We start from the raw sequence: 15,515 nt of genomic DNA, 5'->3' as shown, positions 1-15,515 counted from the left end.
GCACTTGAGAACGGGATGCACATACTCGCCACAACATCGTCGTCTTTGGACGACCTCATCGAGCCGGTCGATCTCAATCAGGTCCCGGCTGATGTGGTGGTGCTCTCCTTTTCCAACAGTGACCTGAACAGCATGTCTGCGCACTGGCCGGCATCAGGCAGCGCCTCCCTCAGCACCGCCAACCTTTCAGAGCTGCGGCACCCGATGTCGGTGGATCTCTGGCTGGAGAAGACGGCCGCCAAAGCCAAACTCATTCTGGTCCGCATTCTCGGCGGCTATGACCGCTGGCAGTATGGGGTCGAGCAACTGGCGCAGCTGGCTAGGTCGAGGAAGATCACGCTTGCTCTTCTGCCCGGCGAATGCAGCATCCGCGACGACCGCCTTTCGGCAGCCTCCACAGTCGACGAAGACAACCTCAACGCCATCCTCACCTGTTTCAGGGAAGGCGGGCGGGAGAACATGGCACTGCTCGCACGCCGGCTGGACGCTCTGGCGCGGGGGCTGTCCGTTGAACATCTTCCTATTCAGGCGATGCCGAAGGTAGGGTATTACCACCCTTTCAAAGGCGTCACGAGCCTGGAAGGCTTGCTCGAGGAGGCTGCACCAACCGCTCCTCGGCTGCCGATCCTTTTCTATCGCTCGATGCTTCTTGCCGACGACGTGGCGCCGATCGGCGCGCTCTTCGAAGCCCTTGGCGCGCGCGGCCTGGCGCCTGTCCCGATCTTCATCGGCAGCCTCAAGGATAAGGAATCGTTGCAATTCGTGGAGGAAGTCTTCGCTGCAGTCGGCCCCGCAGCCATCCTGTCAACCACGGCCTTCGCCGCCGGCGCCGACGAGAACCAGGATACCGTGTTCGATCGCTGGGGGATCCCGGTCTTCCAGGTGATTATTGCGACCACACAGCACGAGGCCTGGGCGAAAAATCAACGCGGGCTGGGACCTTCTGACTTGGCGATGCATGTCGTACTTCCCGAGCTGGACGGGCGAATTCTTCTGGGAGCTATCTCGTTCAAACAGACCGATGCGTCGTCCCGCGTCATTAACCAGCCCCAGTTCGACCGGATAGAGCAGGTTGCGGAGCGGGTATCGCTGTTCCTGCGGATGCAACAGACACCGCGGGCCCACAGGAAGGTCGCGATCCTGATCCCGGACTATCCGAACGCGCCGGGCCGCACCGGCTATGCCGTGGGATTGGACGTGCCGCAGAGCGTGCTGGCCATGTTGAAGGAGCTGGATGAGGCGGGCTACGCCGTCGGAGACGCTCCCGCCACGCCCCGTGAGCTGCTTGATCGTCTCAGTCAGCATGAAGGGTCGCTGGAGACGGCGCGGTATCTGGAATGGTTGCACGGCAATCCCGACGCCGCCTCGGCAGCCGTCGACGCCACCTGGGGCCACGCTGAGCAAGATCCGGACGTCGACCAGCATGCGTTTCGGTTTCGGGCGGCCACCTTCGGCAACATCACCGTCGCCCTGGCCCCTGACCGCGGGCGCGACGCGGATCGGCGGGCCGATTACCATGACCCTGCCCTCCCGCCACGTCACGCGCTGCTCGCCTTTGGGCTATGGCTCAAAGAGCGGCTAGGCGCTCACGCGGTCGTGCATGTCGGAGCTCACGGGACACTGGAATGGCTTCCCGGGAAGACAGTCTCTCTCTCTCGTGAATGCTTCCCCGAGATCGTTCTGGGCGGACTTCCGGTCATCTATCCATTCATCGTCTCCAACCCCGGCGAAGCGGCGGTCGCAAAAAGGCGCATTGGCGCCGCCACGATCGGCCACCTGCCGCCGTCGCTGGTTGATGCAGGTCTATCGGAGGACCAAAAACGACTCGAACTTCTGGTCGACGAATATGCGCAGGCCGATGGCTTGGACCGGCGGCGCCGGGATCGGCTGGCGAAGCTGATCGTGGAGACCGCGCAGGAAGTGGGGCTGGCCGGTGAAGCAGGCGTGTCTCGCGAAGACGACCCGGACATCGCCCTGTCACGCATCGACGCCTTCCTGTGCGATCTGAAGGACTTCGCGATCAAGGATGGTCAACACGTGTATGGTGTGGCTGCGCCAGATGATACTGACCCGTTGCGTTTGGCGAGCGTGACTGCCGAACGGAATGCCCTGATCGCTGCGTTAGATGGTCGTCACATCCGTCCTGGCCCCTCCGGAGCGCCAGCCCGCGGAAGGCTGGATGTGATGCCGACCGGCCGGAACATATACGGGAGCGATCCCCGCACCCTCCCCACACCGACAGCATTCGATCTCGGCAGGAAGGCCGCCGACGAAGTGCTGCGCCGTTACCTACAGGATCACGGCGATTGGCCGCGGAGCCTCGTGTTCGACCTTTGGGGAAGCGCATCGCTTCGAAGTGGTGGTGAGGAAGTCGCACAGGTCATGGCTCTGATGGGAGCCAAACCGGCCTACGACACGACAACCGGCCGCGTAACCGGTGTCGAGGTTATGGCTCCCGCTCAGCTGGGGCGCCCGCGGGTGGATGTGACGCTGCGAATCTCTGGCCTTTTCCGCGACATGTTCCCGTCTCTCATCGCCCTTCTCGACACTGCCGTGCGGGCGATTGCCAGCCGCGAGGAAGCCCCAGGCGACAATCCGCTTGCCGAGGAGACACGGCAGCATGGCCGTCCGCCGGCGAGAATTTTTGGTTCTGCCCCCGGAAGCTACGGCGCCGGCATCGAGGATCGCCTGGCGGAGGGCAGCTGGCAGGAGCGCGAAGAGCTGGGGCAAGCTTATCTGAGCGCAACAAGCCACGCCTTCTCGGGCCCTGAGGGCAGTGCGAGCGAAGCTCATGGACAATTTGCAGAACGCATCGGCGATGCGGACCTGCTGGTTCACACCGGTGATGACCCTGGTCGTGATCTCCTTGACGGTTCTGCTGATGTGGCCTTCATCGGCGGCTTCTCTGCTGCCATCGCAGCAATCGGGGGTAAGGCGGATCTTATTGTGCTCGACACCACCGATCCGGCAAGGCCCAAGGCGCGTTCCATATCCGAAGCGGTGACACGGGTTGTGCGGGCGCGCGCCACCAATCCGCGCTTCATCGCTGGCCAGATGCGCCATGGCCCGCGGGGGGCTGCCGAACTGGTGGAAGCGGTGGACCGCCTCATAGGCTTCGCAGAGACGACGCAAGCGATCCCTCAGTCGCTGATCGAAGCAACCTACGATGCCTACGTCGCTGACAGCACCGTGCGCGACTTCCTCCTGTCGCAGAACCCCGAAGGCGCACGCTACATGGGCGAGCGCTTCCGTTCCGCGCTACGTCGGGGCCTATGGCACCCGCGCAGGAATGCGGTCGACGAGGAACTAGAAATGCTTGTCGCGGAGAAGGCGGCGTGACGATGGCGAGCTCCTTCTCACGTCATAACCAAAGTCAGTTTCGCCGCGGCGCCTGCCCTGGTCTGTCCTCTCCCATGCAAACCGGCGATGGGCTCCTGGCGCGGGTGGCACTCACGGACGCGATCTCGCCACGACAGTTGTCCGGGATGTGTCGCCTGGCCTCGCAGCATGGCAACGGCATTATCGACATCTCGGCACGCGGGAACATTCAGGTACGCGGGCTGACGGAGACATCTGCCCCGCTTCTGGATCAGGATGTGCGGGCAATGAACCTGCCGCTTCGTTCTGGTCTGGCGGTCGAAGTGCCTCCTTTCGCCGGCCTTGATCCGACGGAAGCTGCCGATCCCCGTGAACTGGCTACTGCCATCGCCGAAGGAGCGAAGGACATTCAAGGTCTAGCCCCGAAGATGAGCGTGATCGTGGACGGTTCGGGACGCTTTAAGCTCTCAAACCTTCTGGCCGACATCCGACTTGTCGCCATGCCGCCTGCAGAAGGCGATGGCTGGATGATCCTCCTTGGCGGCACCGAAGCAACGGCAGGCCTTTATGGGAAAGTAGGCACCACCGCGGATGCAACTGCGCAGGTCCTGGATCTGCTGCGCCGGCTGGCTGCGCTTGGTCCCTCTGTCAGAGGACGTGACCTAGTTGAAGCCGGCATGGAGCGAAGACATTCTCCCGCCTCCGCCTCTCCTCTCGGTCTCCATCCTCTTTCAACGGAGCAGTACGCTCTTGGCCTAAGTCCCGCTTTCGGCCAGCTGACCGCCAGGGAACTGGCTGCGCTGTGTGTCGCAGCCGCAAACGCCGGTATCCCGACTGTCAAGCCGGCTTTGGATCATTCGCTTATCTTCTTCGGCGGCTTGCAGGCGTGTCAGTCACTGCAGCATTACGCCGCCAGCGAAGGCTTCATTACTGTCGCGAACGATCCGCGCGGAGCGATTGCCGCCTGCCCCGGCAGTCCCGCCTGCGCTTCCGCTACGCTCGCCACGCATGACCTTGCAGCCCATGCCGTGGACGAGTTTGGCGCGCTGCTAGACGGCTCGTTCAAGCTGCACATAACAGGTTGCCCGAAAGGCTGCGCCTTCCCACAAACCTCGCCGCTCACCCTTTGCGGCACGGCAGCCAGCATTTCCTTCATCGCCGGACGGGCAAGCGACGCGCCGTTCGTCGCAGTGAAGCAGGTAGATGTTCTCACCTCTCTTCGTCGAACCGCAGCTCTCCTCCGAAGCGAGCGACGTGAAGGCGAAAGCTCTGCGGCATGCCTTGCCCGGCTTAAACCGGAGCAGCTTGCCGATCATATTACGACAGGATCCTGATGACCGCATACGACTACATCCGCGAAGGAGACGCGATCTACCGCCAGTCCTTCGCCATTATCCGCGAGGAAGCGGATCTGACGGCCTTTACGGAGGATCAGGCGGAGGTTGCTATTCGCATGATCCACGCCTGCGGGCTCGTCGAGGCTGCAAGCCATTTCCGCTTCTCCCCGGATTTCGTCGCCAAAGCCCGCGGCGCGCTTCATGCTGGAAAGCCGATCTTCTGTGATGCGGAAATGGTCGCTCATGGGATCACACGCGCGCGCCTGCCGGCAGATAATAAGGTCATTTGCACCCTACGCGACAGCCGGACCATCGAGATCGCCAAGACGATCGGAAACACCCGTTCTGCGGCCGCACTCGATCTTTGGGACGGAATGGAGGGTGCAGTGGTGGCCATCGGAAACGCTCCGACGGCACTCTTCCGGCTTCTCGAACTGCTGGAAGCCGGCGCCCCGCGGCCTGCTGCCATCATCGGCATGCCGGTCGGCTTTGTGGGTGCGGCAGAATCCAAGGATGCACTGATGGCACGCGGCCTCGGCATCCCTTACGCCATCGTCCGGGGGCGCATGGGCGGGTCGGCGATGACGGCTGCCGCGGTGAACGCGCTCGCGAGGGCGGGCTTGTGAACGCCATCGTCAAGGGTCGTTTTAGCGGCGTCGGCACCGGGCCGGGCGATCCCGAATTGCTGACGCTGAAAGCTGTGCGAGCGCTTCAGGAAGCTGATGTCGTCGCCTTCTTCTGCAAGAAGGGCGGCAATGGCAATGCCAGAGCGATCGTCGACGCGCACCTGCGCCCCGGCACAATCGAAATGCCGCTCGTCTATCCCGTGACGGTCGAGACGCACAAGGACGAAGCCGCCTATCAGGGTCCGATTGCCGACTTCTTCGACCGCTCGGCTGAGGCCATAGCGAGCTATCTCGACGAGGGGCGCAATGTCGCCGTACTGAGCGAGGGGGACCCCCTCTTCTACGGCTCCTACATGCATATGCACGTCCGTCTCGCTCACCTTTACCCCACTGAGGTGGTGGCGGGTATCACGGCCATGTCCGGTTGCTGGTCGATGACCGGTTTTCCGCTCGTACAGGGCGACGACATCTTGAGCATCCTGCCCGGAACGCTGCCGGAAGACACGCTGACGAGACGTCTCGAGGACACGGAAGGCGCCGTCATCATGAAGGTGGGGCGCAACCTGCCGAAGATCCGGCGGGCGCTGCAAGCGGCGGGGAAACTCTCCGAAGCACTCTATGTGGAACGCGGGACGATGCTGAACGGCCACGCACAAAGGCTCGAAGAGCGAGACGAGAGCCCCGCCCCCTATTTCTCTCTCGTGCTGGTACCGGGCTGGAAGACGCGCCCATGAAAGACATGCCGACCGGAGCGCTCACCATCGTCGGGCTCGGCCCCGGCAACCCGGACCAGATGACGCCCGAGGCTGCCGCGGCCATCGCTGCAGCGGAGCATTTCTTCGGGTATTTCCCTTATCTCGACAGGCTGTCTCTCCGCCCCGAGCAGCGCCGTCATGCTTCCGACAATCGTGAGGAACTGGCTCGCGCCAAAGCCGCGCTCGCCATGGCGGCGCAAGGCGGCAAGGTCTGCGTCGTGTCAGGAGGCGATCCGGGCGTCTTCGCCATGGCCGCAGCGGTCTGTGAGGCCATCGAGGAAGGCCCGCCGGAATGGCGGTCTATCAACCTTGAAGTCATTCCTGGGGTGACGGCAATGCTGGCTGTTGCCGCGAAGGCGGGGGCACCTCTAGGCCACGATTTCTGTGCCATCTCGCTGTCAAACAACCTCAAGCCTTGGGAGGTCATCGAAAAGCGTATCACGGCCGCGGCCCAGGCAGGCTTTGTAATGGCGTTCTACAACCCCGTCAGTAAGGCCCGACCGCATCAGCTTGGGGAAGCGCTTGAGCTGTTGCGCCGACATCTGCCAGCTGACGTTCCCGTCATCTTCGGCCGTGCAGCCGGCCGGCCAGACGAAGTGATCCGCGTCATTTCCCTTGCAGAAGCCGCAAGCGGCATGGCGGACATGGCGACGTGCATCATAGTTGGTTCGGTGGAGACGCGTGTCATTCCTCGGGAAGGCGACGAGCCGCTGGTATACTCACCCCGCAGCTACAAAGGCGGCAGCGCGTGAGCAAGATAATCCACCATAGCCTCGACATTCTCGACCGCCGGAACATCCGGAAGCTCAGGTCGATCGATCAGAATGACATCGATGCCGAGTTCGCGAGCCGCGGCGATCTTGCCGTAGCTCGCGGGCCCACCGCTGTTCTTGGCGACGATGACGTCAATCGCGTACTGGCGCAGCAGACGGATCTCATCCTCCTCCCGGAACGGACCGCGGTCGGTCAGATAGGCGGCAGCGGGAACTTGAAGTGGAGGCTCCACCGGGTCAACGCTACGGATCAGGTACCGATGCTGAGGGGCCGCTTTGAACGGCAGCAGTTCCTGTCGACCGAGCGTCAGGAAGACCTGCCGAGGAGCCGATCCCAGCGCGGAAACGGCATCCGAGATCGCCGCCACAATTTGCCATCTGTCGCCCGCCTGGGGCAGCCACGGCGCGCGACGCAGCGCCACCAATGGTACGCCCGATATCTTCGAAGCCATTGCGGCATTGGCGGATATACGTGCGGCATAGGGATGGGTAGCATCGATCAGCATGCCAAAGCCCCGCTCGACGAGATGCCCCGCAAGCCCTTCCGCGCCGCCGAAGCCACCGGTTCGCACCGGCACGGCATGAGGAACGGGAGTGCGTGTACGACCCGCCAGGGAAAGCTCCACGGCGTAACGGGCATCACGGCTCAGAACCTCCGCAAGCCGACGGGCCTCGGCGGTGCCGCCAAGTATGAGGATGGACTGCTTCACGATGCCTCCTGAGATGAGCCCTGAACATGCAACGGGAAACCGATGGCTGTCCATCGTCGGGATTGGCGAAGATGGCGTTGCCGGTCTTGGGGACAATGCCAAGCAGGCAATCGCCTCCGCGGCGTTCGTCTTCGGCGGCAAGCGGCATCTGGCACTGGCCGAAGCTCTTATCTCGGGTGAGGCAAGACCATGGAGCGTCCCCTTTGATCCGACGATGGCGGACGTGGTTGCCCTTCGCGGAAAGCCTGTTTGCGCCCTGGCTTCGGGCGATCCCTTCTTCTTCGGCGTTGGGGTAAACCTGTCACGGGTGGTCTCGCGTGATGAGTATGTTACCTACCCTGCCCCTTCGTCCTTCTCCCTCGCAGCATCCCGGTTGGGCTGGGCACTGCAGGACATCGAGGCTGTCTCGCTCCATGGGCGCCCAACTTCACTCATACGACCACTGCTTCATCCCGCTCGGCGGATACTGGCTCTGACTTCCGACGGCCGCGGACCTGCCGAACTTGCCAGACTTCTTGCAGGGACCGGCTTCAGTACGTCGCATCTGACAGTGCTGGAAGCCCTGGGCGGTGAAAACGAGCGCATCCGTTCAGCGCAAGCCTTTCAGTTCGCTCTGAGCGATGTGTCCGATCTGAACGTCGTCGCTATCGAAGTCAAAGCCGATGCCGAAGCTCAGCCCCTGCCTCTTGCGAGCGGCCTGGAGGATGACTTCTTCGAGCATGACGGCCAGATGACCAAGCGCGAGATTCGCGCACTCACCCTCTCGGCCCTCGCGCCCCGCCGCGGCGGACTGCTGTGGGATATTGGCGCTGGCTCCGGCTCGATCGGCATCGAGTGGATGCTACGGCACCCCTCGATGCGCACGATCGCTATCGAGGCCGATCCGGTGCGTGCGGACCGCGCGCGGAAAAACGCGAACTCTCTCGGCGTTCCGGGGCTGCAGCTTGTGGAGGGGACGGCGCCAACAGCGCTTGCTGATCTGGAAGCACCCGATGCCATCTTCATCGGCGGCGGCGGCAGCGACGATGGCGTCCTGGAGACTGCTATGGACAGGCTGAAGCCTAGAGGCCGGTTGGTTGCCAATGCGGTGACACTCGAGACGGAAAAGGTTCTGCTGGAGGCTCGTGCACAGTTTGGCGGGCGTCTCGTCCGCCTGCAGCTGAGCCGTGCAGAGCCTGTAGGGTCGATGCAGGGCTGGAGACCGGCAATGCCGGTGACGCAGTGGACATGGCACAAGGACAGAATGGTTCGATGATCGTCGCAGGTTTGGGATGCCGAAAGGGCACGTCGGCGGACGGATTGGCGGCGGCACTGAGGCAGGCGTGCGAACAGGCAGGGTTAGATCTATCCGCCATCGATGCTCTTGCAACGGGCATCATCAAGGAATTCGAGCCGGGCATGATTGACTTGCGCGACCGTCTAGCGGTCCCGCTCCGCATAATAGACGATGAAGCACTGAAGGCTGTCGAAGGGTTGACGCAAACGGTCTCGCGCCACAGCCTCGCCCAGACCTCGTCACCAAGCCTTTCGGAAGCCGCAGCACTCGCAGCGGCAGGCGCCGATGCCCAGCTGATCGTCGCGAGGGTTGTCGCAGAGGGCGCCACCTGTGCGCTGGCGCAATCGGAGGAGGTTCGATGACCGTCCACTTCATTGGAGCGGGGCCCGGAGCAGCCGATCTCATCACGGTTCGCGGGAGAGATATCATCGCTCGCTCCCCCGTCTGCCTCTACGCCGGCTCCATCATGCCACGCGAGCTGCTCGACTACTGCCCGAAAAACGCTCGCATAGTCGACACTGGGTCATTGTCGCTCGACGATATTGAAGCCGAGTACCTGGCTGCTTACCGCGACGGCAAGGATGTGGCCCGTCTGCATTCCGGCGACCTCTCCGTCTGGAGCGCCGTCGCCGAGCAGATCCGCCGGTTGGAAAAGCATGGCATCGACTATACGCTGACGCCGGGCGTCCCATCGTTCGCAGCGGCCGCCGCAGCTCTCAAACGCGAACTGACCATTCCTGAAGTGGCGCAGAGCCTGGTCCTGACGCGCATCTCCGGACGCGCATCGAAAATGCCTGAAGGGGAAACCCTTGCTGGCTTTGCGGCGACGGGTTCAACGCTCGCGATCCACCTTGCGATCCATGCGCTGGATCGCGTCGTCTCGGAGCTCACGCCGTTTTACGGCGCGGACTGCCCCGTAGCGATCGTGGTGAAGGCAAGCTGGCCGGAGGAGCGCACAATCGTCGGCACTTTGGCGGACATAGAAGAGAAACTCGCAGCCGAGCCCGTCGAGCGCACGGCGCTGATCTTCGTGGGCCGCAGCCTCGGCGCCTCCCAGTTCGTGGAAAGCCAGCTATACAATGCCGACTATGTTCGGCGCTTCCGCCCCGGTTGGCCTCAAGATGCTGGGTCGGACGAATGACTGGTCGGCGTGAAGGGAGCGCATCCACGGAGACCGCCGTCACGGTCGAACACCAGGATCTCGAGCGCCATCTCCGGGCTGTTCAACACTTTCGCGGCAGTACTCCACGCACGAGACGCGACGCGATCGCCCAGTTCTATCCCGGCTTCCGAGGCGAGGTTGAAGGCACCGGCGACGGTGTTGGAACCGCTGATACGCTCCGCAAGCTCGTCGGAGGCTCCGCATTCCGCAGCGATCTGCGCAAGCGCCTCCATGTCCGCCAACCCTCGCTTGGAGTGAACGTCCAGCATACCCTGCGCGAGCTTGGTCATCTTAGCGACTCCACCGGCGATCGTGATCTGCGGCACGGGATTGTCGCGGAGATACTTCAGCATTCCTCCCACGAAATCTCCCATGTCGATCAACGCGATCTCAGGCAGAGAGTGATGCTCGGCAACGGCCTGCTCGGAGGCACTGCCTGTCGACCCGGCGATATGCGTGAGGCCGGCGGCGCGCGCAACATCGATGCCGCGCCAGATCGAATGGATCCAGGCCGAGCAGGAAAACGGGATAACGATGCCCGTCGTGCCGAGGATCGAGATCCCGCCGACGATGCCGAGCCGCGGATTGAGCGTCTTCTCGGCCAGTCGCTCCCCGTTCGGAACCGAGATCTCGACCTCAAGGTCGGCGTCTGGCCCAGCAACCTCAGCAATGGCGGCCGAAATCATCTTTCTCGGCACCGGATTGATGGCGGGCTCCCCCGGCGGCAACGGCAAGCCCGGCCGTGTGATCATGCCCACTCCAGTGCCGGCGCGGAAGGTGATGCCGGTACGCGATCTCCCGCGCCGCACCGTGCTGACGATCAGCGCCCCGTGCGTCACATCCGGATCGTCCCCCGCGTCCTTGATGATACCCGCGGTCGCGAAGTTATCGCCTTTCGCCTCCTGAGCCAGCACGAAGCTTGGCCGTTGGCCGCCAGGCAGGCTAACCTCGACCGTGGCCGGGAAGGCGCCGCTGAGCAAGGCTTGACACGCCGCCTTGCTGGCCGCTGCCGCACAGGTTCCCGTGGTCCAGCCACGCCGGAGGTTCTTGCCTTCGCTTTCCATGAAACCGTCTATATCCCCGCCGTCGACCGCAGTCATCGGCAAAAGGTCGATCCATGAGCTTGCACGAAACACTTACTAAGGCCTGCGCCAGCTGCCCCAGCTTTGAGCCGGGTCATGTATGGCTCGCCGGCGCGGGGCCCGGTCACCCCCGCTACCTCACCCTAGAAGTGGCGGATGCGCTGACCAAGGCAGACAGCATTGTTTACGATGCTCTCGTGTCGGCCGAGGTTCTTTCGTTCGCGTCCGATGCCGCACAGCTGCACTTTGCCGGCAAGAGGGGTGGTAAACCATCTGAGACGCAGGAGAACATCACGGCCACGCTGATCGATCTCGCCCGTTTAGGCCGCAAGGTGCTGCGCCTGAAGGGCGGCGACCCCTTCATCTTCGGCCGTGGTGGCGAGGAGGCGGAGGCACTCCTGAACGCCGGCATCCCGTTCCGCATCCTTCCCGGGATGACCTCCGCCATCGCTGGGCTTGCCTCTGCACGCATTCCGGCGACCATGAGGGGCATCAGTCGCTCGATCACGCTGGCCACAGGTCATGCGGCAGGCGAGGAAGGTGACTTGGACTGGCGGGCGCTTGCCAAAGTGGGCGAACCCATCGTCGTTTATATGGGCCTCAAGATGATCGGCGAAATCAGTCGGCTCCTGATCGATGGCGGCATGTCACCAGACACCCCGACTGCGGTCGTGATGGCGGCGACCACACCCGACGAACGGCTCCTGACGGCGACTCTCGCGACCGTAGAGGCCGAGGTGCAGAGGCAGGGATTCGTGGCCCCCTCCCTGATCATCATTGGCGAGATCGTATCGATGCGCGCCCATCTCACCGGCGAAGGAAGACCATGACGCCGCGCGCGATCATCATCGGAGCGCCTCGGTCAGGTTCTGGCAAGACCAGCGTCACCATCGGCCTCCTGCGGGCGTTCGCCCGCCGCCGGGTCAAGGTGCGCGGGGCAAAGACCGGCCCGGACTATATCGACCCAGGGTTCCACGAGGCCGCCACTGGTTTGCCGGGTATCAATCTCGATAGCTGGGCAATGCATCCCTCGCTTCTGTGCCACCTCGCACACGGGCAGGCCTCGGAGACGGAGCTCCTGATCATCGAAAGCGCCATGGGCCTTTTCGACGGCATACGGAGCGATCCAAATCGATCAGGAGCAGCGTCCGACCTTGCCCGCATGTTCGGCATTCCGGTCTTGCTGGTGCTCGACGTGTCCGGGCAATCGCAGACAGCCGCCGCGATTGCTCATGGCTTTGCCGGCTATGATCCGCAGGTCCGGATGGCCGGATGTATACTCAATCGCGTCGGTAGCGAACGGCATCGCACGCTCTGCTCCGACGCGATCGGCAGCATTGGCTTGAACGTATTGGGCTCCGTTCTTCGCGATCCAACTCTCGCGCTGCCGGAGCGGCATCTGGGGCTTGTGCAGGCGAGCGAACACCCTGCCATGGACGCACACATCAATCGCCTGGCCGACGTCATGGAAGCCTCCATTGATCTGGACGCCGTGTTCGCGGCGGCCGTCCGCTTCCAGCCGCCGGCCGGTTCTTCAGAGCGAGCTCTTGCGCCGCCGGGTCAGAGAATCGCTCTTGCCCAAGATGAGGCTTTCACCTTTCTCTATCCGCACGTTGCCGCGCATTGGCGGGCGCAAGGTGCGGAGCTGGTGCCCTTCTCGCCTCTCGCCGATCAAACGCCCCCAGAACATTGCGACGTCTGCTGGCTTCCCGGCGGGTATCCTGAACTGCATGCCGGTCGCCTTGCCGCAGCAGATAATTTCAGAAACAGCCTTGCCCGATTTGCCGAACGCCGCCCGATCCATGGCGAATGCGGTGGCTACATGGTGCTGGGGGAAACGCTGGAGGATGCCGAAGGCATGACGCATCGGATGACCTCGCTCCTTTCCCATCGGACGAGCTTTGCCGAACGCAAGATGAACCTCGGCTATAGACAAGCCACCTTGCAAGCCGACAGCGCGATCGGTACGGCGGGTGACATCATTCGTGGCCATGAATTCCACTATGCCCGCGTGGTCGCCGCAGGGTGCGACGAGCCTTTGGCAATCATTACGGATGGCGCTGGTAAGCCAATCGGCCCCTCAGGTGGCCGCCGCGGTCATGTCAGCGGCAGCTTCTTCCACGCAATCGCAAGAAACTAGCGAGTTCAGCTGGCGCCCTAATCTTAAGCTTTGGCATTGCAGACTACGTTCAGTGAGACGGAAGCCACATCCACCTAAAGCTGCCGGTGGGTTTCCTCGTTCTTGAAGTACTATTGCCTTGACAGTCTTTGACTGCTCGCGTATCTGCGCCTGAGATTAGGCGTGGAGAAGATCCATGCCTGTTCTTCTTGCATGGGTAACTGTATCCGGCAAGCCCACCGGCGGGTGTTGGTCCAACGACCGATCCGCTCAACGACTGACAAAAAGACGGCCACTCTCGGGTAGAGCCGGAACGAACATGAAAGGATAAAAAATGTTCGCAGTCATCAAGACCGGCGGTAAGCAGTACCGCGTTGCGGCCAACGATGTGGTTACCATCGAGAAGCTCGACGCAGAGGCCGGTTCTACGATCGAATTCAACGAGATCCTGGTTATCGGTGAAGGTGCAGATGCCAAGTTCGGCGCCCCGTTTGTTTCGGGCGCGACGGTCAAGGCTGAAGTGGTCGAACACAACCGTGGCAAGAAGGTCATCTCCTTCAAGAAGCGTCGCCGTCAGAATTCCAAGCGGATTCGCGGACATCGCCAGCACCACACGGTTGTCCGCATCACGGACATCACCGCTTAAGTCGATCAGGGTTTCTAAGGTTTAAGGAGAACACCAATGGCACACAAAAAAGCTGGCGGTTCGTCGCGTAACGGTCGCGATTCTGAATCCAAGCGCCTTGGCGTGAAGAAGTTCGGCGGCGAAGCCGTCATTCCGGGCAACATTATCGTGCGCCAGCGCGGTACGCAGTGGCATCCGGGCGCCAATGTCGGCCTCGGCAAGGACCACACCATTTTTGCGCTTACCGCCGGCAATGTGAACTACCGTACAAAGGCCAACGGTCGCGTATTCGTGTCCGTCATGCCGAAAGCGGAAGCAGCGGAATAAGCCGGTAGCGCTCAAAAACAGCCGGCGTCTCATCGACCCGGCTGGCACCACCAGGTTCAGTCCAAAGAAAAGGGAAGATGGGGCGCCACCCACCTTCCCTTTTTCTTTTGTTCCACAAGGAGGACTGAACCATGCAAGGCGAATTGATAAGGGCGAGCCAATCGCGGCCGCCCGAGGAACGGCTGAGGCCCGAGCGGTCAAGAAGCGATTGCCCTGTCTTACTGTCGCAGAGACTGGTTCTGCGCGCTCCGCACGAAGAAGACACCGACGCTCTTGCCCATCTCGCCAATAACGCGAACATCGCCACTATGGTGTCGCGTATGCCGCATCCTTATACTGCGAAAGACGCCGCCGATTTCGTACGACGCGCGAATACGGGCGATATTGGCAAGTGCGTCTACGCCATTACCCGAGGCGACAACGGTGCATTCCTTGGCTGCTGCGGCCTAGAGCCTCAGGAGGACAGCCGGGTGGTCGAGATCGGCTACTGGCTGGGCGAACCCTACTGGAACCAGGGATTTGCAACCGAAGCCGCGCATGTCCTGATCGACATGGCGTTCCGGACGCGCGACATCGACCACATCGACGCCCGTTGCCGGGTGACGAACGTCGCATCGCGGCGCGTGATCCAAAAGTGCGGCTTCCAATTCCAGGGCTCCGGCATGTTCGGATCGCTCGCCATGGGCGGCATGGTTCCAGTGGAATGGTTCCGGCTGGACCGGAAGACCTGGATGTCGCTGCGCAGTTGGGGAGAACTGCGATGACTGAGGCAATCCTCCAGGACGAACGTACTACTATGCGGTCTTTGCGCTCCTGCCCGGTTATTTCGACCGCTCGAGTGGTACTGCGCCCACACCGGCTGACGGATGCGGACGCAATTGCCCAGTCCCTTTCGGACTTTGCGGTGGCGAGGATGCTTGCGCGGATACCACAACCCTATGATCGACAGGACGGCCTGGACTGGCTGCAGATGCAGCTTTCCGGGACGTTGCCGGGCTGGAACCTCGCAATCACGACCGGCGATGACGTTCACATCGGAGTCGTCGGTCTGGAGCTGCGCGGGCCGCACTGGCACCTTGGCTACTGGTTGAACCGGTTCTATTGGGGAAAGGGCTTAATGACGGAAGCCGTAGCAGCGATCCTGGACCGCGCATTGCGCCGTATGCCGGACGTCGAGATCCACTCAGGCGTTTTTGCGGATAATCCGGCATCGCTGACGATCCAGCAGAAGCTCGGCTTCCGGATCATCGGATGCGGCGAGCTGTTCAACCTGTCTCGCAACGCGATGGTGACGCATATCGAGACCAGACTAACGTCAGCAGATTTTCGTCGACCTTAGTTTGGCGAGTGCCGGCGGAGATCCGCCGGCACTCCATATGAAGTTGTGGGACGACTCTCGACCACC

General features: G+C 62.5%; 16 protein-coding genes. 14 read left to right on the top strand and 2 right to left on the bottom strand.

From position 1 onward, the window contains the following. Positions 1 to 15: 15 nt before the first annotated feature. The 5 genes from cobN to MUU54_RS07955 are packed head-to-tail and all read left to right on the top strand — an operon-like array spanning position 16 to position 6,788. A complete protein-coding gene (gene cobN, locus MUU54_RS07975) occupies positions 16 to 3,339 on the top strand; it encodes a cobaltochelatase subunit CobN (protein ID WP_247243496.1) in 3,324 nt (1,107 codons plus the stop codon). Further along, positions 3,273 to 4,652, top strand: a complete 1,380-nt coding sequence (gene cobG / locus MUU54_RS07970; protein WP_312038811.1) for a precorrin-3B synthase — start codon at positions 3,273 to 3,275, stop codon at positions 4,650 to 4,652. The genes cobN and cobG overlap by 67 nt, the downstream gene beginning before the upstream one ends. Continuing rightward, entirely contained in the window at positions 4,652 to 5,281 is a 630-nt protein-coding gene (locus MUU54_RS07965; RefSeq protein ID WP_247243494.1) for a precorrin-8X methylmutase, read from the top strand. Before cobG ends, MUU54_RS07965 begins: the two co-directional genes overlap by 1 nt. Beyond that, complete coding sequence (locus tag MUU54_RS07960) at positions 5,278 to 6,015, top strand: precorrin-2 C(20)-methyltransferase (protein ID WP_247243493.1); 738 nt, start codon at positions 5,278 to 5,280, stop codon at positions 6,013 to 6,015. The genes MUU54_RS07965 and MUU54_RS07960 overlap by 4 nt, the downstream gene beginning before the upstream one ends. Positions 6,016 to 6,020: 5 nt before the next feature. Then, entirely contained in the window at positions 6,021 to 6,788 is a 768-nt protein-coding gene (locus tag MUU54_RS07955; protein ID WP_247243527.1) for a precorrin-3B C(17)-methyltransferase, read from the top strand. On the opposite strand, the gene MUU54_RS07950 is transcribed toward MUU54_RS07955, so the two are convergent. Then, positions 6,767 to 7,519, bottom strand: a complete 753-nt coding sequence (locus MUU54_RS07950; RefSeq protein ID WP_247243492.1) for a cobalt-precorrin-6A reductase — start codon at positions 7,517 to 7,519, stop codon at positions 6,767 to 6,769. The genes MUU54_RS07955 and MUU54_RS07950 overlap by 22 nt on opposite strands. A gap of 1 nt (position 7,520) precedes the next feature. Here MUU54_RS07950 and cbiE point away from each other — a divergent pair, with 1 nt between their 5' ends. From cbiE to cobM, 3 genes are read left to right on the top strand one after another with little or no spacing between them, the layout of a single operon-like run. Continuing rightward, complete coding sequence (gene cbiE / locus MUU54_RS07945; protein WP_376742068.1) at positions 7,521 to 8,774, top strand: precorrin-6y C5,15-methyltransferase (decarboxylating) subunit CbiE; 1,254 nt, start codon at positions 7,521 to 7,523, stop codon at positions 8,772 to 8,774. Further along, entirely contained in the window at positions 8,771 to 9,157 is a 387-nt protein-coding gene (locus MUU54_RS07940; protein ID WP_247243490.1) for a cobalamin biosynthesis protein, read from the top strand. Before cbiE ends, MUU54_RS07940 begins: the two co-directional genes overlap by 4 nt. Beyond that, positions 9,154 to 9,936 (top strand): precorrin-4 C(11)-methyltransferase, encoded by a 783-nt coding sequence (gene cobM / locus MUU54_RS07935; RefSeq protein ID WP_247243489.1) that lies wholly within the window; start codon positions 9,154 to 9,156, stop codon positions 9,934 to 9,936. The genes MUU54_RS07940 and cobM overlap by 4 nt, the downstream gene beginning before the upstream one ends. On the opposite strand, the gene MUU54_RS07930 is transcribed toward cobM, so the two are convergent. Continuing rightward, on the bottom strand, positions 9,912 to 11,021 hold the full coding sequence (locus MUU54_RS07930) for a cobalt-precorrin-5B (C(1))-methyltransferase (RefSeq protein WP_247243526.1): 1,110 nt from the start codon (positions 11,019 to 11,021) through the stop codon (positions 9,912 to 9,914). The two genes, cobM and MUU54_RS07930, sit on opposite strands and share 25 nt — an antisense overlap. A 53-nt stretch (positions 11,022 to 11,074) precedes the next feature. On the opposite strand from MUU54_RS07930, the gene cobA reads away from it, so the two are divergent. From cobA to MUU54_RS07900, 6 genes are all read left to right on the top strand, one after another. Further along, a complete protein-coding gene (gene cobA / locus MUU54_RS07925) occupies positions 11,075 to 11,869 on the top strand; it encodes a uroporphyrinogen-III C-methyltransferase (protein WP_247243488.1) in 795 nt (264 codons plus the stop codon). Beyond that, on the top strand, positions 11,866 to 13,179 hold the full coding sequence (locus MUU54_RS07920; RefSeq protein WP_247243487.1) for a cobyrinic acid a,c-diamide synthase CobB: 1,314 nt from the start codon (positions 11,866 to 11,868) through the stop codon (positions 13,177 to 13,179). Before cobA ends, MUU54_RS07920 begins: the two co-directional genes overlap by 4 nt. A 313-nt stretch (positions 13,180 to 13,492) precedes the next feature. Continuing rightward, positions 13,493 to 13,804, top strand: a complete 312-nt coding sequence (gene rplU / locus MUU54_RS07915) for a 50S ribosomal protein L21 (RefSeq protein WP_247243486.1) — start codon at positions 13,493 to 13,495, stop codon at positions 13,802 to 13,804. A 36-nt stretch (positions 13,805 to 13,840) separates the two neighbouring features. Continuing rightward, on the top strand, positions 13,841 to 14,110 hold the full coding sequence (gene rpmA / locus MUU54_RS07910; protein WP_247243485.1) for a 50S ribosomal protein L27: 270 nt from the start codon (positions 13,841 to 13,843) through the stop codon (positions 14,108 to 14,110). Positions 14,111 to 14,241: 131 nt separating this feature from the next. Beyond that, positions 14,242 to 14,874 (top strand): GNAT family N-acetyltransferase, encoded by a 633-nt coding sequence (locus MUU54_RS07905; protein WP_247243484.1) that lies wholly within the window; start codon positions 14,242 to 14,244, stop codon positions 14,872 to 14,874. Continuing rightward, the gene (locus tag MUU54_RS07900) at positions 14,871 to 15,449 is read left to right on the top strand and encodes a GNAT family N-acetyltransferase (protein WP_247243483.1); all 579 of its coding nucleotides are present in this window, start codon (positions 14,871 to 14,873) and stop codon (positions 15,447 to 15,449) included. The genes MUU54_RS07905 and MUU54_RS07900 overlap by 4 nt, the downstream gene beginning before the upstream one ends. Positions 15,450 to 15,515 lie beyond the last annotated feature (66 nt).

This window comes from Pseudorhizobium tarimense (genome assembly GCF_022968135.1).
Classification (GTDB): domain Bacteria; phylum Pseudomonadota; class Alphaproteobacteria; order Rhizobiales; family Rhizobiaceae; genus Neorhizobium; species Neorhizobium tarimense.
The sequence above is the reverse complement of the archived record's forward strand: the minus strand, read 5'-3'. Positions and strand labels throughout refer to the sequence as shown.